Annotated in this window: 13 protein-coding genes and 1 pseudogene; 11 read left to right on the top strand and 3 right to left on the bottom strand. The window is 73.8% G+C overall.

Translation table 11 applies throughout. From position 1 onward, the window contains the following. Positions 1 to 29: 29 nt before the first annotated feature. A complete protein-coding gene (locus tag ABZT14_RS09705) occupies positions 30 to 1,364 on the top strand; it encodes a lytic murein transglycosylase (protein ID WP_356299076.1) in 1,335 nt (444 codons plus the stop codon). 668 nt (positions 1,365 to 2,032) lie between these two features. Here ABZT14_RS09705 and hrpB read toward each other — a convergent pair. Together hrpB and ABZT14_RS09715 are read right to left on the bottom strand one after the other, a co-directional pair. Continuing rightward, a complete protein-coding gene (gene hrpB, locus ABZT14_RS09710; RefSeq protein ID WP_356299078.1) occupies positions 2,033 to 4,561 on the bottom strand; it encodes an ATP-dependent helicase HrpB in 2,529 nt (842 codons plus the stop codon). A 72-nt stretch (positions 4,562 to 4,633) separates the two neighbouring features. Next, the gene (locus ABZT14_RS09715; protein WP_356299080.1) at positions 4,634 to 5,515 is read right to left on the bottom strand and encodes a class I SAM-dependent methyltransferase; all 882 of its coding nucleotides are present in this window, start codon (positions 5,513 to 5,515) and stop codon (positions 4,634 to 4,636) included. A 456-nt stretch (positions 5,516 to 5,971) separates the two neighbouring features. On the opposite strand from ABZT14_RS09715, the gene rpsA reads away from it, so the two are divergent. From rpsA to ABZT14_RS09760, 9 genes and pseudogenes are all read left to right on the top strand, one after another. Continuing rightward, positions 5,972 to 7,480, top strand: coding sequence for a 30S ribosomal protein S1 (rpsA, locus tag ABZT14_RS09720; protein ID WP_356299083.1), 1,509 nt, complete (start codon positions 5,972 to 5,974; stop codon positions 7,478 to 7,480). Positions 7,481 to 7,652: 172 nt separating this feature from the next. Beyond that, positions 7,653 to 8,603, top strand: a pseudogene (locus ABZT14_RS09725) (PAC2 family protein); the annotation flags it as partial. 429 nt (positions 8,604 to 9,032) lie between these two features. Further along, positions 9,033 to 11,807, top strand: a complete 2,775-nt coding sequence (locus tag ABZT14_RS09730; RefSeq protein WP_356299085.1) for an MXAN_6230/SCO0854 family RING domain-containing protein — start codon at positions 9,033 to 9,035, stop codon at positions 11,805 to 11,807. A gap of 62 nt (positions 11,808 to 11,869) precedes the next feature. After that, a complete protein-coding gene (coaE, locus tag ABZT14_RS09735; protein ID WP_356299087.1) occupies positions 11,870 to 12,478 on the top strand; it encodes a dephospho-CoA kinase in 609 nt (202 codons plus the stop codon). 91 nt (positions 12,479 to 12,569) lie between these two features. After that, entirely contained in the window at positions 12,570 to 12,935 is a 366-nt protein-coding gene (locus ABZT14_RS09740) for a tetratricopeptide repeat protein (protein WP_356299354.1), read from the top strand. A gap of 108 nt (positions 12,936 to 13,043) precedes the next feature. Beyond that, positions 13,044 to 13,499 (top strand): type II toxin-antitoxin system PemK/MazF family toxin, encoded by a 456-nt coding sequence (locus ABZT14_RS09745; RefSeq protein WP_356299089.1) that lies wholly within the window; start codon positions 13,044 to 13,046, stop codon positions 13,497 to 13,499. Positions 13,500 to 13,744: 245 nt separating this feature from the next. Beyond that, entirely contained in the window at positions 13,745 to 14,692 is a 948-nt protein-coding gene (locus ABZT14_RS09750) for a hypothetical protein (protein ID WP_356299091.1), read from the top strand. A gap of 126 nt (positions 14,693 to 14,818) precedes the next feature. Next, on the top strand, positions 14,819 to 15,568 hold the full coding sequence (locus ABZT14_RS09755) for a PIG-L deacetylase family protein (protein WP_356299092.1): 750 nt from the start codon (positions 14,819 to 14,821) through the stop codon (positions 15,566 to 15,568). A 400-nt stretch (positions 15,569 to 15,968) separates the two neighbouring features. Beyond that, positions 15,969 to 16,148, top strand: a complete 180-nt coding sequence (locus ABZT14_RS09760) for a hypothetical protein (RefSeq protein ID WP_356299094.1) — start codon at positions 15,969 to 15,971, stop codon at positions 16,146 to 16,148. Between the two features lie 109 nt (positions 16,149 to 16,257). On the opposite strand, the gene ABZT14_RS09765 is transcribed toward ABZT14_RS09760, so the two are convergent. After that, positions 16,258 to 16,854 carry a TetR family transcriptional regulator gene (locus ABZT14_RS09765; protein WP_356299096.1) on the bottom strand — a complete coding sequence of 199 codons (597 nt, stop codon included), beginning with the start codon at positions 16,852 to 16,854 and terminating at the stop codon, positions 16,258 to 16,260. Positions 16,855 to 16,917: 63 nt separating this feature from the next. Here ABZT14_RS09765 and ABZT14_RS09770 point away from each other — a divergent pair, with 63 nt between their 5' ends. After that, positions 16,918 to 17,796: an NAD(P)H-binding protein gene (locus ABZT14_RS09770; RefSeq protein ID WP_356299097.1), complete on the top strand. Its 879-nt coding sequence runs from the start codon at positions 16,918 to 16,920 to the stop codon at positions 17,794 to 17,796. Positions 17,797 to 18,349: the final 553 nt, after the last annotated feature.

Genomic DNA, 18,349 nt, shown 5'->3' on the forward strand with positions numbered 1-18,349 from the left:
CTGTTATCCACGGGGAGGATCAGCCAGCCATGGGGGCTCGTTATCGAGGCAGGCACACCGCTCGGCACGCCAAGCCGGGGGCATCCGCCACTGTGCGTCGCGGCACCGTGGGCACGGCGGTCGCCGTGCTGGCGATGGCCGCGCTGACCGCCTCACAGGCACCGGCGTTGGAGACGGCCAAGGACGACCAGGCACGCCCCACGCCGGACCAGGACGTCCCCGGTGACGACTCGTACTACACCGACCTCCCGCCGCTGAAGTCCCCCACTCCCACCCAGCGTCCGGCCCCCGGAGACGAGGGGCCCCGCCAGTCGGGCATCCCGGCCACCGTGCTGGCCGCGTACCAGAAGGCGGAGCGCTCGGTGCGCTCCAGCGACCCCTCCTGCCGGCTGAGCTGGCAACTGCTGGCCGCCATCGGCAAGGTGGAGTCCGGTCAGGCGCGCGGGGGAGCAGTGGACAAGGACGGCACCACCCTCAAGCCGATCCTCGGCCCAGTGCTCAACGGCCAGGGCTTCGCCCAGATCGAGGACACCGACAACGGTGCCCTGGACGGCAACAGCACCTACGACCGTGCCGTGGGGCCCATGCAGTTCATCCCCGGCACCTGGAACCGCTGGGGCGCCGACGGCAACGGCGACGGCAAGCGCGACCCGCACAACGTGTTCGACGCGGCCCTCGCCGCCGGCCACTACCTCTGCTCCGGTGAGCGTGACCTGAAGACCAAGTCCGGTCTGGACGCGGCGATCCTGTCGTACAACCACTCGGGGGAGTACCTGCGTACGGTCCTCGCCTGGTACGAGTTCTACCGCGAGGGCACCCACAAGGTGCCGGACGGCAAGGGCCCGCTGCCCACCAGCCCGGCGACCGGTGGCGGACCCGGGGGTGAAGGAGGCAAGGCCGGCAAGGGCGGCGGGAGCGCGAAGCCCACCGGCAAGCCCACCCCGACCGACAAGCCGGACAGCCCGACTCCCACGTCCAAGCCGACGCCGACGGACAAGCCCAGCAGTCCCAAGCCCACGCCCACGGACAAGCCGTCCGACAAGCCGAGCCCCACTCCCACGGACGCCAGCCCCTCGCCGACCGGTTGCCCGACGGACACCGGTTCGCCGACGCCCACGGAGAGCCCGACCGACTCCGAGAGCCCCTCGCCCACCGAGACCCCCACCCAGAAGCCCACTCCGACCCCGACCGGAAGCCCGACGCAGACTCCCACCGAGAGCCCGTCGGACACCGCCTCGCCGACGCCGACCGAGAGCGACGACCCCTGCGGGGACGGCGGTGAGGACGACGGCAAGGAGAGCGACAAGCCCACTCCGAGCCCCTCGCCCACCACCAGCAGTGCGGCCGTGGGCCGGGTGGACTGACACCCCTTCCTTCCCTTCTTCCACGAGGTCCCTCCCCGGTCACCACGGGGAGGGACCTCGTGGTTCTCGCGCGGCTCGTCCCTCCACGGATCCTCGGCCCGTCGGTACCGTCACGGTGCCTCCGAAGAGCGCCCCCGTGCGCCGGGAGTCTCGGGTGCCGGGGTACGGGGGCCTACGTTCGGGAGCACCCGGCCCGGGCCGCCCGTCCACCCACCGGTCACCGGTGGGTGGAGCGTTACTGACCCACGAACCGCTCCGACCTCCTCCGGGCGGTGTTCCAGCAGCGTTCCGGCAGCGCTCCGGCAGCGCAGCCCTCGCGCCCGCCGTGGGTGGGGGATCGGGCAGACGGTGGGTGGCCGATTCCGGTCCCGACTTCTGGTCACCACGCCGGGGACGGCCGGGGACCTCCTCGTAGACCGGTCCCCTCTATGGGGAGACCCCGTACGCCTCGGGTCCACGTGGCGTGGCGGTACCCCGGTTCCCGAGGCGCGCCGGGGAAGCGGCCCGGGCCGTCGACAGCGACCGCCGTACGGGCAAGGGGGGGCGCCCCGGCCACCACGCACCCGCATAGGACGCCTCGCCGTTCGTCGCGGTGTCCCCCCGGGGGCACGACCGCCTCTCCGTCGGCGACCGGCCGCGCGGGAGGGCGCCGGTCCGGCTCCGCCGGGTCAGCGGGTCCGGGTGGGGTCCCTGGGGTCCAGCGGCCAGGCGTGCTTGGGGTAACGGCCGCGCAGGTCGGAGCGCACCGCCGGATACCCCTCGCGCCAGAAGGTGGCCAGGTCCGAGGTGACGGCAGCCGGACGGCCGGCGGGGGAGAGCAGCTCCACCCGCAGCGGTACCCGTCCGTCAGCGATCCGGGGCGTCTCCCAGAGGCCGAACAGGTGCTGCACCCGTGCGGCCAGTACCGGCCGTTCCCCGGAGTAGTCCAGACGGGTACGGGTTCCCGAGGGCAACTCCAGCCGTTCCGGGGCCAGTTCGTCCAGACGGCCGGCCACCCCGCTCCGCCACGGCATCAGGGTGTTGAGCAGGGACAGGGCGTCCACCCGTCCCAGGTCGGCCCGGGAGCCGACACCGGGCGGCAGCCACTCCGCCAGCCGTTCCAGCAGGGCCGCGTCGTCCACCGGGGGCCAGGGGTCGCCCAACTCCCGGTGCAGGAACGCCAGTCGTTCCCGCAACGAGCGGGCCGCCGGGCCCCACCGCAGCAGGTCCAGCCCCTCCCGCTCCAGCCCCTCGCGTACCGCCGCCGTCACCAGGGCGGGGTCCGGCCGGCTCAGGGGACGTACGGACCACTCGATGGCGCCGAGCCGGTCCACCGACCGCGCCACCACGTCGCCCCGACCGGGGTCCCAGCCGACCTCGTCGCGCCGGGACCACAGGGTCGAGGCCGCCTCGCGAGCCGTCTCCCCGGTGATCGGGGCGGCCAGCGCCACCCGGGCCGAGGAGGCGCCCACCGGACGGTCGGCGACCGCCACCGCGAGCCAGTCGGCCTCCCGCAACGGGGAGTTCGCGGACACCTCGGCACGGGTGCCGGAGGCCATCAGGAAGTCCCGTCCCCCGCTGGCGCGGGCCACCCGTTCGGGGAAGGCCAGGGCGGCGACCCAGCCGGCCGCCTCCTCGTCGGAGGGCGCGGCGGACACCTCGGCGTCCCGGGCCGGTTCCGCGAGGGCACGCCGCAGACGGCGCGCCTCGGACCGCCATCGCGCCGCGTACCCGTCACCGCCCCGTCGCGCCGTACGCCAGGCTTCCGCCAGGTCGTCCCCGTACCCGCGCGGAGGCTCCTCGCTCAGCAGGGCCACCAGCTCGGCGGCCGGCCCCACCCCCAGCCGGCGCGCTCCGTCCAGCGCCGCCCGGGCCAGGCGCGGCGGCAGTCCCAGACCGGCCAACCGGGCACCCCGGTCGGTGACCCGGCCCTCCTCGTCGACCGCGCCCAGGGCCCGCAACACCCGTCGCGCGGCGGCCAGGGCACCGGCCGGAGGGGCGTCGAGCAGGGCGAGCCGTTCGGCGCCCGGGTCACCCCAACTCGCCGCCCGTAGCGCGAAGTCGGACAGTTCGGCCACCTGGATCTCCGGGGCGGGCCAGCGGGGCCGCAGGGCTTCCTCGGTCGCCGACCAGCAGCGGTAGGCCACCCCCGGCCACTGTCGTCCGGCGCGCCCCGCCCGCTGGGTGGCCGTCGCCTGGGAGGCGGTGACCGTGGTGAGCGCGCCCAGTCCCCGGGCGTGGTCGGTGCGGGGCTCCCGGGCCAGGCCGGAGTCGACCACGATCCGCACCCCCGGCACCGTCAGGCTGGACTCGGCCACCGCCGTGGCCAGCACCACCCGCCGCCGGTCACCGTCGGAGCCGGCCAGCACCCGACGCTGCTGGTCGGGGGAGGCCCGCCCGTGGAGCTGGGTGACCTCCACGTCCAGGTCTCCCAACAGCCCGGCCACCCGGGCGATCTCCCCGACCCCGGGCAGGAAGCACAGCAGGTCGCCCCGCTCCTCCTCGCGCAGTGCCCGACGTACGGTCGCCGCCACGTGCCGCAGCATCTCCGGGTCGACCCTGGTGCCCAGGGGCGGGCGCACCGAGGAGGGCGGGGGCGCGTACCGCGTCTCCACCGGATGCCCGGCGACCTCGCTGCGCACCACGGGCGCCGGTGGCTGCCCCGGTTCGGCCAGTAGCCGGGCCCAGGAGTCGCTGTCCTGGGTGGCGGAGGTGGCGACCAGGGACAGTTCGGGTCGCAGGGTGGCCCGTACGTCCAGGAGGAAGGCCAGCGCGGTGTCGGCGTCCAGGTGCCGTTCGTGGCACTCGTCCACCAGTACCGCGTCCACCCCGCCCAACTCCTCGTCGCGGTGCAGGCGTTGGAGCAGTACCCCGGTGGTGACCACCTCGACCCGGGTGGCCGGTCCGACCCGGCGTTCCCCTCGTACGGTGAAGCCCACGCTGTGCCCCGGCCCCTCCTCGCCCAACAGCCAGGCCATCCGGGCCGCCGCCGAGCGGGCCGCCATCCGCCGTGGCTCGGCCACCAGCACCCGCCGGGGGCGGTCACCCGCGCCGGGGAGAGAGGGGACCAGTCCCGCCATGGCCAGGGGGACCAAGGTGGTCTTGCCGGTGCCCGGGGGAGCCTGGAGCACGGCGGTGCCCCGCTGGCGCAGGGCCTCGGCCAGTTCGGGCAGGACGCCGTGTACCGGCAGGGCGCGGAGGGGGTCGGTGAGGGGCACGGGCCCAGTCTCGCAGTGGCCCCGGAGCGCCGGGCCCGCTGGATCGCCCCCCGGGTCACCGGGGAACGGGGGTCAGTCCCGTACGCAGACGAAGATCGCCGTTCCGGGGATCAACCGACCGCGCAACGGCGACCAGCCACCCCACTCCTGGGTGTGGTGCTCCGGCCACTCCGGCTCCACCAGGTCCAGCAGCCGGAAGCCGGCGCCGACCAGGTCGCGTACCCGGTCACCCAGGGTGCGGTGGGTCTCCACGTAGACCGCCTCGCCCCGCTGGTCCTGCTCGACGTAGGGCGTGCGGTCGAAGTACGAGTCGCAGACGGTCAGCCCCTCCGGGCCGGGCTCGTCGGGGAACGCCCAGCGCACCGGGTGGGTGACCGAGAAGACCCAGCGTCCCCGGGGGCGCAGTACGCGGTGGACCTCGCGCATCACCAGGGGAGGGTCGGCCACGAAGGGCACCGCCCCGTAGGCGGAGCACGCCAGGTCGAAGCTGCCGTCGGCGAAGGGCAGGGCGCCGGCGTCGGCCTGGACCAGGGGGACCGCTCCGGTGGTGCCGGTGGGGGCGAGCCGCTGGGCGTGCCGCAGCTGCCGCTCGGACAGGTCCAGGGCCACCGGGTGGGCGCCCTGCCGGGCCAGCCAGCGGGAGCACTGCGCGGCGCCCGCCCCGATCTCCAACACATGCCGTCCGGCGAGGGATCCGGCGGGGCCGAGCAGTCGGGCCTCGGCCTCGTCGAGGCCCTCGGGGCACCAGACGAAGCGGTGGTCGCCGAGGAAGTCCCCGTGGTCGTGCTGGTACTCGTCGGCGTTCCGGTCCCACCAGCCACGGTTGGCGCGGACGCTCTCCGGCACGTCGGCGTCCCGTCGTACCGCCTGGGCGTCCTCTTCCTCGTGTTCCCCGTGCGTGGGTTCGGCGTTTTTGGAGGAGGCGTGTGGAATGGTGCCGGGCTCTTGGGTCATGGCGTCCGTCGTCGTAAGCTGCGTGGCGTTCTCGGGCTGGGTCCGATGGGTCCGGTGGGTTCGCCGGGGGCCGTGGGACCGGTGAGCGTCACCGCCCGTTTGCTGACCGCCTGGTGGTTCGGGGGCGGTATCGGGTGGTCTGTGGTGGTGTGGTGTGGGGTTGTGGGCGAGCGGGCGAGGCCGGTCAGGCGCGCTCGTGAACCAATGGTGCCGGGATGGCGAACAGTGTCCCGGATGTCCTCTTTCGCGCATTGACCGTCCCTGACCGCGCCCGTATGCTACAAGTTGCGCTGCGGGCCTGCGCGCCTCGGACGGAGCAGGTCGCGCTCGCATCAGTGGTTGTCTCCTCGGTTCTCCCTCTTCAATGAGGTTCCGGCTGGCTTGCCTCGGTGCGATAACGGGCTCTCGGCGTAGCAGTGCCGACGACTCAATGTCCGTACCGGAGCCCATTCCCACATGACGAGCAGCACCGAGACCACCGCCACCACTCCGCAGGTTGCGGTTAACGACATCGGTTCCGAGGAAGCCTTCCTCGCCGCGATCGACGAGACGATCAAGTACTTCAACGACGGCGACATCGTCGACGGCGTCATCGTGAAGGTCGACCGGGACGAGGTCCTGCTCGACATCGGGTACAAGACCGAAGGCGTCATCCCGTCCCGAGAACTCTCCATCAAGCACGACGTCGACCCCAACGAGGTCGTCGCCGTCGGTGACGAGATCGAGGCCCTGGTTCTCCAGAAGGAGGACAAGGAGGGGCGCCTGATCCTCTCGAAGAAGCGCGCCCAGTACGAGCGTGCCTGGGGCACCATCGAGAAGATCAAGGACGAGGACGGCATCGTCACCGGCACCGTCATCGAGGTCGTCAAGGGCGGCCTCATCCTCGACATCGGCCTCCGCGGCTTCCTGCCCGCCTCCCTCGTGGAGATGCGTCGGGTCCGCGACCTCCAGCCGTACGTCGGCAAGGAGCTGGAAGCCAAGATCATCGAGCTGGACAAGAACCGCAACAACGTGGTCCTGTCCCGCCGTGCCTGGCTGGAGCAGACCCAGAGCGAGGTCCGTCAGACCTTCCTCACCACCCTCCAGAAGGGCCAGGTGCGCTCCGGCGTCGTCTCCTCCATCGTCAACTTCGGTGCCTTCGTGGACCTGGGTGGCGTGGACGGCCTGGTGCACGTCTCCGAGCTGTCCTGGAAGCACATCGACCACCCCTCCGAGGTCGTCGAGGTCGGCCAGGAGGTCACGGTCGAGGTCCTGGACGTGGACATGGACCGCGAGCGGGTCTCGCTGTCCCTCAAGGCCACCCAGGAAGACCCCTGGCAGCAGTTCGCCCGCACCCACCAGATCGGCCAGGTCGTGCCCGGCAAGGTCACCAAGCTGGTGCCGTTCGGTGCGTTCGTCCGGGTCGACGAGGGCATCGAGGGTCTGGTGCACATCTCCGAGCTGGCCGAGCGCCACGTGGAGATCCCCGAGCAGGTCGTCCAGGTCAACGACGAGATCTTCGTCAAGGTCATCGACATCGACCTGGAGCGCCGTCGGATCAGCCTCTCGCTGAAGCAGGCCAACGAGTCCTTCGGCTCCGACCCCTCCGTCGTGGAGTTCGACCCCACCCTCTACGGGATGGCCGCCTCCTACGACGACCAGGGCAACTACATCTACCCCGAGGGCTTCGACCCCGAGGCCAACGACTGGCTGGAGGGGTACGAGAAGCAGCGCGAGGAGTGGGAGCACCAGTACGCCGAGGCGCAGCACCGGTTCGAGCAGCACCAGGCGCAGGTCATCAAGTCCCGCGAGGCCGACGAGCAGGCAGCCGCCGAGGGTGGCGACGCCGGCGCTCCGGCCCCGCAGGGCGGTGGCAACGGCGGTGGCGGCTCGTACTCCTCGGAGACCGAGGACGACTCCGGCGCCCTGGCCTCCGACGAGGCGCTGGCCGCTCTCCGCGAGAAGCTGGCCGGTGGCCAGAGCTGAACCACCGGTTCGGTGACTGACAGCTGAAGATCGAGCGATGACCCGCCCCCGGGCTCCGGGGGCGGGTCATCGTTGTTCACCCTTGGTGAGCGGCCATGGGCACGCTGGGGGAATGGCGTCAGCCCTCCCCTTGTTGCAAGGTGACGAGACCGTTTGAGGAGGGGCGTAAGCAGTGCTGGATCGGCAGCGTGGCGAGGGATTGTACGAGTGGGAGCCCACCGGCCTGAAGGCCGTGGACGCGATCCTCGGACAGGAGGAAAGCGCTGGTCTGGTGATGCTCTACCACTTCGAGGGCTTCATCGACGCCGGCGAGACCGGGGCGCAGATCATCGAACGGCTGCTGGCCGACCAACCCGACCAGCAGGTGGTGGCGCGCTTCGACGTGGACCGGTTGATCGACTACCGCGCCCGGCGCCCCACCATGAGGTTCCGACGTGACCACTGGGTGGACTACGCCACCCCCCAACTCGAACTGAGGCTGCTCCGGGATGCCACCGGCGCCCCGTTCCTGGTCTTCAGCGGCCCCGAGCCGGACGTGGAGTGGGACCGTTTCACCGCCGCCGTACGGGAGTTGGTGGAGCGACTGGGGGTGCGACTGGCCGTCACCTTCCACGGCATCCCCATGGGCGTGCCGCACACCCGCCCGGTCGGCCTCACCCCGCACGGCAACCGTGTCGAGCTGGTGCCCGGACACCAGACGCCCTTCGAGGAGGCCCAGGTCCCGGGCAGCGCCGCCGCCCTGGTGGAGCTGCGACTGGGGGAGGCGGGTCACGACGTGCTCGGGGTGGCCGCCCATGTGCCGCACTACCTGGCGCGTTCGCCCTACCCGGACGCGGCGCTGGCCACCCTGGAGGCGGTGACCTCCGCGACCGGGCTGGTGCTGCCGGACGTGGCACACGGGCTGCGCGGTGACGCCTTCCGTACCCAGGACGAGATCGAGCGCCAACTCGCCGAGGGCGAGGAGGAGTTGGTGGCCGTGGTCCGGGGGCTGGAGCAGCAGTACGACGCTTTGGCCGGCGCCGAGAGCCGGGGCAGCCTGGTGGCCGAGTCGGTGGAGTTGCCCTCGGCCGACGAACTGGGGGCGGTGGTGGAGCAGTTCCTCGCCGAACGGGAGTCGGACGGTTCCGAGAGCGGTGCCACCAAGCGCTCCGGCCCGACGAGTGCCGCCGGCCCGGCCCCCGGCCCCGCCGGGGAGCCGAAGGGGGGCCGTAACGGCGGTGCCGACGGCGAGGTCAGCGACACCAGGGACCACGGCGACACCGGCGACACCGGCGACGACCGCGAGGACTGACCGGCACCACCCGAGGCCCGGACCGCGACCCACCGCCCCACGGTGGACCGCCGGCCGGGCCTCGTCGCGTGTGGCGGGAAAGACGGAAAAGCGGTGGAGTCCCCGGCCGTTCCCGGTCCAGGATGGGGAGGCGCGGGGGCGGCTCCGCGGTGTCCTTCCTTCTCCCTTCTTCTCTGAAAAGAATCCAGGGCACCCACTCTCCGCCCCCGCCCTTCGTTGTCGGCCCCGGGGCTGAGCCCCGGCGAGCGGGGGGTGGCGTCGGTGTGCGCCGAGGAGCTGGACGAACTGCTGCTGCGACGTCGGCGGCTGGTACGGGTGGAGGCCGGAGGGTCCCGACAGGAACCCCGTACGGCTGAGGGGCTACGGGTGCTGGAGGCCGAACTCGCCCAGCGCGCCCACCTGTTGGCCGCCCCCCTACGCCGGGCGCTGGGCGAACTGGACCCGGCCGGACTGGCCGTACGGGGGCGGTGGCTGCTGGCCGAGGTGGACGGGCTGCTGGGGGCGGACCGTACCCACCAGCCGTTGTTCGCCGACTTCCCCGACTCCACACCGGTGGGGGCCGCGCACAGCCTCTACACCCGGGTGATCCGACACCACCTGTCCGCCCGCCCCGAGCAGCCGTGCATGGCCTGCGGTGACCCGGGCCCCGAGGTGCGGATGCTGCGCGGCTGCGGCCATCTGCTCTGCTCGGACTGCTGGTGGGGCGACGCCCGGCACTACTGCTGCGCCGACTGCTGCCAGTGGTACCGCTGCCCGCTGTGCGAGTGGCTCCACACCACCGACGCCCCGACCAGCCCCTGGTGGCCGGCCGAACCGGTCGAACCGGCCGACGCCGCGACCACGGCCGGCCGGGAGCCGGAGGTGCTGCGGGTGCTGGACCTGACCGACTCCCCGGACCGGGACGGCACGCGGGAGTTGGCGACCCTGCTGGCCCGCCGTACCCCGCTGAGCCCGGAGGACGCCGACGACCTCCAGGTACTGCTGGACCACTTCGCCCGGCGGGCCGACCCCGGCGCGCCCACGTGGCTGCCGGAGCGGGTGCCGCTGCGGGAGAACCGCGCGCTCGCCCTGGACGCCCTGCTCCGGTGCTCCTCGGTGGGGGAAGCGACCCCGCTGCTGCGTACCCACCTGGACACCGCCACCGATGTGCTGCGCCTGCTGTGGGTACGGTCCGGGGCCCGGCCGGACCTGCTGGAGCGGCCGGCTCGGTTGGTGGCGGTACCCCGTCCGCTGCGGCGGGTGCTGTGCGGGGTGCTGGACGGTCTGCCGCTGCCGTACCTGGTGGAGGACCTGTTCCGGCACCGTCAGGCGTGGCTGCGGGTCGGCGAGGTCCTGCACCCCTTCGAGCGGTACCGGGACCATCCCCGGCTGGCGCTGGCCTTCGCCACCCTGCGGGGCACCGCGCCCGGCGCCGACACCGGGCTGGGCCGCGAACTGCTGCGGCACGCCGAGGAGTCGGGCGACGCGGTACGTCTGGTCGGGGGCCGGCTCCGCCCGGTGACCTGGGGCGGCCGGGTGGAACAGGCGCTGGCCGCACTGGACACCGACACCGCCGCCCGGCTGCTGGGGCGGCGCCCCGGCGAGCTGCTGCGACGGCTGGACGCCCTGCTGGTGCGGGCCACCCTCGGGGAGGACACGGTGCCCGACCCGGTACTGGATGCCCTGGGCCGGGCCCTGCCCAGGGTGGAGCCGGGACCCCTGCTGTCCGCGCTGGGCGCCCTGCGCCGGCGGGAGCGCTCCTCCTCGTTCGGCGGTTCCCGGGTGGTCCTGCCCCGGGGCCGGGTCGCCCGCCCGGTGGCGGTGCCCGACCAGCGGCTGCCGATGGCACCGGACGTGGCCCGGGACGTGCGGTACCTGCTGGAGTCGGAGGTGCTGGACCGGCTGGCGTCGCGGCACGACGGGGCCGAGCCGTACCAACTCGCCGTACTGGACGTCGGGTTGACCGAGGTGCCGCTGCCGAGTGGGGAACGGACCGAGTCCGCCTCCCTGGTGCGGATTCCCCGGGGGACCGTGCTGCCCCTGCCGGGCAGCCAGCGGCTGCGGCTGTTCCTGCACTGGACCCAACCGCGCGGGGTGCGGGTGGACCTGGACCTGTCGGTGGCCCTCTACGACGAGGAGTGGCGGTTTGTGGGCCTGTGCGACTACACCAGGCTGGAGTACGGCGGTGGGGCCGCGCTCCACTCCGGCGACCTGACCTCCGCGCCGGCGCCCCACGGGGCCACCGAGTACGTCGACCTGCACCTGGCCGGGCTGCGCCACACCGTGCGCCACCTGGTGCCCGTGGTGTTCTCCTACAACGACGTGCCCTTCGGTGAACTGCCGGACGCCTTCACCGGGTTCATGCCCCTGCCGGAGGAGCACGCCGGGGAGCGGGGCGGCCTCAGGCGCCGTACCCGCAAGCGCCGGCGCCCCGCGCTGCCACCGTCCCAGTACGACCCGAAGCGGGTACGGCAGCGCTGTGACCTGGACGGCGACGCCGAGATCCACGTGCCGATGGTGGTCGACCTGGGCACCGGCCGGGCCCACTGGACGGACGTGGCCCTGCCCGGCCACGGCACCGGCCACAACGTGTGGCGCTACCACCGGAGGCTGGGTGACCTGGGCCGGAACCTGCTCGCCTCCTTCACCGAGGGGGGCCGGCCGACCCTGTGGGACCTGGCCGTCGCCCACGCGGCGGCCCGTACCGAGGCCGGTGCCCCGGTGCTGGTCCGCGCCGGATCACGCTGGCTGACCTTCCGACGGGAGGAGGGCGAGTCCCTGGCCCGGTTCGCCCGCCGGGTGGACGCCGCCGGGGCGGTACCGGTGGTGGACGACCCCGGGGGCACGGACGGACCGCCCGCCGAACTGGCCGGGGCCGGGCGGGTGTTCGCCGCCCTGGTGCACGCCGACCTGCCGGCGCTTCCCGAGGACGCGCGGGGCGTGTGCTACCGCCTCTTCCCCGGCCCCTCGGAGCGGCGCGGCCTGATCCCGGCGACCCCCGGTGACCTGGTCGCCGAGCTGGCACCTCGCGGGGCGGTGGACGGGGTGCTCCGGTAGCGTGCGGTACCGCCCGACCGGTCCTCGGCCGGGCGGCAACCGTACGAGGAGGGGCTGAGGCGATGCTCTCGGTGGGGCTCACCGGTGGAATCGGCGCCGGCAAGAGCGAGGTGGCGGCACTGCTCGCCCGGCTGGGCGCGGTGATCGTCGACTCCGACCGCATCGCCCGTGAGGTGGTGGAGCCCGGCACCGAGGGACTGGCCGCGGTGGTGGCCGAGTTCGGGCCGGAGGTACTCACCGAGGAGGGGCGGCTGGACCGGCCCCGGCTGGGCGCGCTGGTGTTCGGCGACTCCGAGCGGCTGGCCGCCCTCAACGCGATCGTGCACCCCCTGGTCCGGGAACGGTCCCAGCGGCTCCAGGACGGGGCGGAGGCGGAGGCGGTGGTGGTGCACGACGTACCCCTGCTGACCGAGAACGGACTGGCCCCGCTGTACGACCGGGTCGTGGTGGTGGACGCCTCGGAGGAGACCCGGCTGCGGCGACTGGTCGAGGTCCGGGGGATGGAACCGGGCGAGGCCCGGGCCCGGATGGCGGCCCAGGCCGACCGTGCCGAACGGCTGGCCATCGCCGACGTGGTGATCGACAACGACGGCACCCGCGAGGAGCTGGCGGACCAGGTCGGGCGACTGTGGGAGCGGCTGCGGTCCCTCGCCGCCGGCGAGGGGGAATAGCCCGGGGCGGTAGGTGGTTGGGATCCGACGTGAGGCGGCCGGTATCGGCCGTGTCGGTGACATGACCATGAGGGAGGCGCCGACCGTGACCATGGCTTCGCCCGAGACCAGGCTGGTGCAGTACCGCGCAGCCGAACGACTCCTCCAGGCCCGCGACCCCCGGGGCGCGGTCAAGCTGTTGGACCCGCTGATCGCCGAACACCCCGAGCACACCGCCGCCCGGCTGCTGCGGGCCCGCGCCTTCTTCCTCGCCGCCCAACTGCGCCCGGCGGAGCTGGAGTTCCGGGTGGTGGTGGAGCGCGAACCGGACAACGCCTACGCCCACCACGCCCTCGGCCGCACTCTGCAACGGGCCGGCCGGGCCACCGAGGCGCGCCGTCACCTCCGGTTGGCGGCGGCCCTGGACCCCCAGCCGGAGTTCCGTCGGGCGGCCGGTTTCGACACCGAGGACGACTGAACCGGGGAGCCCCGTACGTTCCGTGGTCGTGAGCACCGCCGGGAACGGTCGCGGCGGTGGCGCCCACCCGGGAGGTACGGGGCATCGGCGACGCCCTAGGCTGCGCGGATGGACATCACCCCCTCCGCCACCCCGGGCCAGCGCGGTCCGGGCGCCACCGTCGAGGTCGACCCCGGACGGGTGCCCCCGGTGCGCACCAGCTACGCCCCCGACCCCGACGGCGACCCGGACCCGGGCGAGATCGTGTGGACCTGGGTCCCCTACGAGGAGGGGGACGGCCGGGGCAAGGACCGCCCGGTGCTGGTCGTCGCCCGGGAGGCGGCCGGCACCCTGCTGGCGGTCCAGCTGTCCAGCCGGCGCCGTGACGACGACCACGAGTGGGTTCCCCTGGGCACCGGCCCCTGGGACCGGTCCGGCCGGGAGTCCTGGGTCGACCTGGAACGGGTGCTGCGCATCCACCCCGGCGGGATGCGGCGGGAGGCGTGCGCCCTGGACCGGGCCCGGTTCGACGCGGTGGTGCACCGGCTGCGGCTGCGGTACGGCTGGGACGCCCGGGGCCGCTGAGGCGTGGGGCCCCAACTCCCCGGCCTGGCTCGGGAGTTGGGGCGGCGTACCGGGGGCTTCTCTCACTTCGGACGGTTCTGGCCGCTCAGGAGGCCGTTCAGGAATTCCGTAAGGCCTCCTGGTTCGGCGGTTCGGTCCCTAGCATGGCCGGCACCACACGCCGTGGTCCGTGACGCCCACCCGAAGCGTCACGGGCGGGGCAGGAGCGGGTGTGAGGACCGAGTACGGCGGCCGAGTGGGGAAGCATGACAAGCATCGCGGTGACGGTGCCGACGCACACCTGGACCTATGGGGCGGTCATCCCGGTCGCCGCGCTGGCGGTGGCGGTCCTGGGCTGTGGACTGGGCCTGCGCTGTACGGCGCGGGTGGACACCACCCCCTCCGCCGAGCGGGCCACCTGGCTGACCCTCGGCGGCGCGGCTGTCGGCACCGGCCTGTTCGGCCTGCAGTTCCTGGCCCTGATGGGCTTCACCGTACGAGGGGTGGAACTCTCCTACCCCCTGCTGGCCGCCTTCGGCTGCTGGGCGCTCGACGTGGGGGCCACCCTGCTCGCCCTGTTCCTCGCGGTCCGCTCGGCACGGTCCCGGCTCCGGCTGCTGGCCGGCGGCCTCTGCCTCGCCATGCCCCTGCTGGCGGTGCCGCTGCTCGGGCTGACCGCGCTACGGGTGCCCGGCGAGTTCCGCTACCAGTGGCCCCCGCTCGCGGCAGCCGCCGCCCTCGCCCCGGTCGCCGGCTGCCTGCTGGTGTGGGCCGCCCGCAGGGGGCGCGGGGTGCGGGGCTCGGTCACGGTCAGCCTGCTGGTCGGGGTCTTGGCGCTGGCCGTACACCACTGCCTGCTCGGTGCCGCCACCCTGCGGATGACGGAGGAGCCGTCCCTGAGGGTGGGCACCTCCCCGGTCGAGTCGCTGGCTCCGGTCCTGGGTGGACCGGTACTGGTGCTGCTGTTCGTGGGGCTGTCGGTCTTCCTCGACCCCCGACGGGCGGGGCTGCCCGAGGAGCACCCCTGGGAGGGCGCCGGCGACGGGGCGGAGGCGGTACCCACCACGGCCACCTCACCCGCGCTGGGCTCCGGGTACGAGGACTTCCCCGCCACCACCCGGGGGCCGGCGCCGGAGCGGGCCGGTGCGCGTCGGTACGCCACGGCGGGGACCTCCTCCCGAACGGCCACCCACCAGGCGACCTCCACCGGCTGAGCGGCCACGGCACGCGGTGGTCGTCCGGGGGAACCGTCCGCCGGGCCGCCGTGCCCCAGCCGTCGTAGCCTCGAAGGCAGGTGTGGCCGGCCGGTCACCACCGCTCCGGGCAGGGAGGGCGAGCCGATGGACGAGGACCTGGCACGGATGCCCGAGGACTGGCGCCGCGCCCTCGCGGTGGTGGCCCACCCCGACGACCTGGAGTACGGGGGCGCCGCCGCCGTCGCGGAGTGGGTCGCCCAGGGCCGGGAGATCCGCTACCTGCTGGTGACCCATGGCGAGGCGGGCATCGACGGCCTGGAACCGGGTCGGTGCGCGCGGGTGCGGGAGGCCGAACAACGGGCCAGCGCCGCCGCCGTGGGGGTACGGGAGGTGGAGTTCCTCGACCACCGGGACGGGATCATCGAGGAGGGGCCCCGGCTGAGGGCCGACATCGCCGAGGCGGTACGCCGCCACCAGCCCGAGCTGGTGATCACCCTCAACCACCACGACCAGTGGGGACACGGCGCCTGGAACACCCCCGACCACCGGGCGGTGGGGCGTTCGGTACTGGACGCGGTGGGGGACGCCGGCAACCGCTGGATCTTCCCCGAGCAGCTCCGCGCCTCCGGCCAGCGGGAGGCACTGACCCCCTGGGGCGGGGTGCGGTGGGTCGCGGTGGCCGGATCACCCCACGCCGACCACCAGGTCGAGGTGTCCGAAACCTCCTTCGAGGCGGCGGTCAGCTCCCTGTGCGCGCACGACGCCTACATCAGGGGGCTGGGGGAGGGGGACCCGGTCGGTTACGCCCGGGACTTCCTGGCCATGACGATGCGGCAGACCTCGGCGGAGGACGGCGGCCGATGGGCCGTCAGCTTCGAACTGTTCCCCCGCTAGCGGCCCTTCGGCCCCTGTCGCCGCCTCAGGCCCGGAGCCTCCGAGCCCGACGCCTCGCGGTGGGGGTGCCCCGCCCGTACGCCAACGGGCGGGCTCCGCCTGTCAGTTCGCGGTTCCCCTCTCCCCGTGGGGCCGTCAGACCGGTGGGCGGGCAGCCGTCACCTGGGGGGCGGAACACGGTGGTGGCCGGCGACCGAAGCGCGTACGAGGCCAGCCGCGATCCGCCGCGTACCGGGGCGCCGAACCCTTCCCCGCGCTGGCCGCCGGGAGGGGCCCCGCCCGGGCCGGTCGTAGGCGCCCGCCTCACGCTCGACCTCGGACGGAGGGTCGCCCATCCTGTGACTTGATCGCTGAGGGAACCAGCCCCCCGGCAGCGGACCCGCGTCCTCTTCCTCGGGTCGTGACCCGTCTGCCCCGGCGCTCACACGGTCCGACGCCCCGACTCCTCGACACCGGGCCGCCGCCCTTCGCGGGCCACCACGCGGCGAGGGGCGCCGTTGCCGCTGGTTTCCCGCCGATCGTCCTCAGCGACCTGTTCGGCATCGCCGTCAGTGTCGCCGTCAACACCCCTGTCGAGTAATTCGTGACAGCGCGGGGACTGGCTGGCGGCCCGGAAGGCCGCCGAACCGTGGGGCCGGAACGTCGCCCCTCCGGGATACGGAGTCCCCGGTGACCGGGAGCGCCACCTGTCATGGCAGCTGGTCGAATGCCTGGTCGGCGTCGGCTACGGCTTCGGGACGGACGTCGCGAGCGGTGCGGCCGTCGGCGATCTTCTGCCAGTTGGTCCGGGCGAGCACCCGTTGGACCGCGAGTACCTGGGCGGCCAGCAGACGGGCCTGGATGCCTTCGCCGAGGGCGTCCGCCAGCGCCTCCTCGTCCTCGGCCTGGTACCGCGTGAGCCGTCCAGCCAGGCTCGGGGTGGTGAACACCAGCCGATGGAAGGCCACCACCTCGGGATGATCGCTGAGACCCGTGACGGGGTCGTACCGATCAAGGCCGGCCCGGAAGTGCCGGTGCAGCGCCGCCACCGGCTCGATGCCGGACACCCGGTCACGTACGACGCGTGCGGACTCGCCCTGATGGTCCGCGAACCGGTACAGCACGAGGTCTTCCTTGGTGGGGAAGTACCGGAAGAGCGTCGGCTTGGAGACTTCCGCCGCCGCGGCGACGTCGTTGACCGAGACGCGGTCGAAGCCGCGCTCCAGGAACAGCGAGACGGCGGCGTCTCCGATGGCGTCGCGCGTCCGCTCCTTCTTGCGGGCCCGCAGTCCCGTCGACTCGCTCATGCGACCACTCTAACGTTCGTAACCGAGTTGCTTTTTTAACCGGGTAACGTTTTTATGGGCGACATGCATCAGCTCGACACTCCTCCCGTGCTCGTCACCGGGGCGACGGGCCGGATCGGCCGCGTCGTCATCGACCAACTCCTCGACGCGGGCGTGCCGGTCCGTGCCCTCACCCGTCGGCCGGAGGCGGCGGCGACGCTGCCGGCGCGGGTCGAGGTCTTCGTCGGCGACCTCACCGCGCCCGAGTCGCTCGACCCGGCGCTGAGTGGCGCCGGTGCGGTCTTCCTCGTCTGGACCGCCCCACGCCAGGCCGCGGAGGCGACCATCGAACGGCTGGCGGCCCACGTGCGGCGGGTCGTCTTCCTCTCCTCTCCACACCAGACGCCGCACCCCTTCTTCCAGCAGCCCAATCCCATGGCGGTGCTGCACGCCGACATCGAGCGGCTCATCGCGGCCACCGGACTCGACTCGACGATCATCCGGCCGGGGATGTTCGCGTCGAACTCGCTGGCCTGGTGGGCGCCCGCGATCCGGGCCGGTGAAGCCGTCCGGTGGCCCTACGGCGCTGCCGAGTCGGCACCGGTCGACGATCGCGACATCGCGGCCGTCGCGGCGCGGACGCTCAGTCAGGGCGGACACGTCGGAGGCGACCACGTCCTCACGGGCCCCGAGTCACTGACCCAAGCCGCCCAGGTGGACGCCATCGCTGACGCCCTGGGGCGCCGGATCGCCTTCGAGGAGGTGACGCCGGACGAGTTCCGAAGGCAGTGGGAGGGTACGGTGCCCGGCTCGGCCGTCGACATGCTGCTCGCCGCGTGGAGCGCGGCGGTCGGACAGCCCGCGTACGTCACCACCACGGTGGCCGACATCCTCGGGACGGCGCCGCGAACGTTCCGCGAGTGGGCCGTTGACCACGCCATCGCGTTCACGGCGGGCCCGTGACCTCGTCGACCGCGACCCGCGCCCGTGGCCCCAGCGCGCGACGTCGAGGGCGCCTGCCGACCCGATGGAACAGTGCGGGAGCGGCCCGCCGAAGGCGCCGGCGGACCCGCTGACGCTGCCCCCCGGAACCACCCCGACGCCGCCGCGAGGCACATGTGGCCGCGACTGCCGGGGGCGGTCCGGGAGTTCGGGCGGATGGCCGTGGTCTGCGGCGCCTGGCACGTACCGGCCCCGCAGGCCGGTGCGGGGTCAGGGCATCGCCCCAACCCCGGACCCAGCCCCAGCCCCAGCGCCGGCTGACGCTCGGCACCGTCCGGGTGCGCCGGCGAGGTACTCCAGGGAACCGTCCCGCACCTGGTCACGGACTCCGGGGAGACCCATGCCCGTGGCTACCGTGGCCGGCCCGGAGCCGTCGGCCTTCGGGAGGGTGCCCACCCGGTGCCGGGTCCGCCCCGGACAGCGGTCAGGGGCGTCGGGCCCTCTCGTCGATGTCGGCTACCCGGGCAGGGCGCCAGCGCCCACCGACAGGGGCAAGGGGGCGGCCTCAGCCAGG

Origin of the sequence: Streptomyces sp. NPDC005438 (genome assembly GCF_040606315.1) — a bacterium.
Classification (GTDB): Bacteria; Actinomycetota; Actinomycetes; order Streptomycetales; family Streptomycetaceae; genus Streptomyces.

What these genes read in the sequence shown, in the direction of transcription:
- ABZT14_RS09715 (WP_356299080.1), bottom strand. Translation starts at nt 5,515, where the DNA reads ATGACCCAAGAGCCCGGCACCATTCCACACGCCTCCTCCAAAAACGCC.
- ABZT14_RS09745 (WP_356299089.1), top strand. Translation starts at nt 13,044, where the DNA reads ATGGACATCACCCCCTCCGCCACCCCGGGCCAGCGCGGTCCGGGCGCC.
- ABZT14_RS09755 (WP_356299092.1), top strand. Translation starts at nt 14,819, where the DNA reads ATGGACGAGGACCTGGCACGGATGCCCGAGGACTGGCGCCGCGCCCTC.
- coaE (WP_356299087.1), top strand. Translation starts at nt 11,870, where the DNA reads ATGCTCTCGGTGGGGCTCACCGGTGGAATCGGCGCCGGCAAGAGCGAG.
- ABZT14_RS09765 (WP_356299096.1), bottom strand. Translation starts at nt 16,854, where the DNA reads ATGAGCGAGTCGACGGGACTGCGGGCCCGCAAGAAGGAGCGGACGCGC.
- ABZT14_RS09750 (WP_356299091.1), top strand. Translation starts at nt 13,745, where the DNA reads ATGACAAGCATCGCGGTGACGGTGCCGACGCACACCTGGACCTATGGG.
- ABZT14_RS09770 (WP_356299097.1), top strand. Translation starts at nt 16,918, where the DNA reads ATGCATCAGCTCGACACTCCTCCCGTGCTCGTCACCGGGGCGACGGGC.
- rpsA (WP_356299083.1), top strand. Translation starts at nt 5,972, where the DNA reads ATGACGAGCAGCACCGAGACCACCGCCACCACTCCGCAGGTTGCGGTT.
- ABZT14_RS09705 (WP_356299076.1), top strand. Translation starts at nt 30, where the DNA reads ATGGGGGCTCGTTATCGAGGCAGGCACACCGCTCGGCACGCCAAGCCG.
- ABZT14_RS09740 (WP_356299354.1), top strand. Translation starts at nt 12,570, where the DNA reads ATGGCTTCGCCCGAGACCAGGCTGGTGCAGTACCGCGCAGCCGAACGA.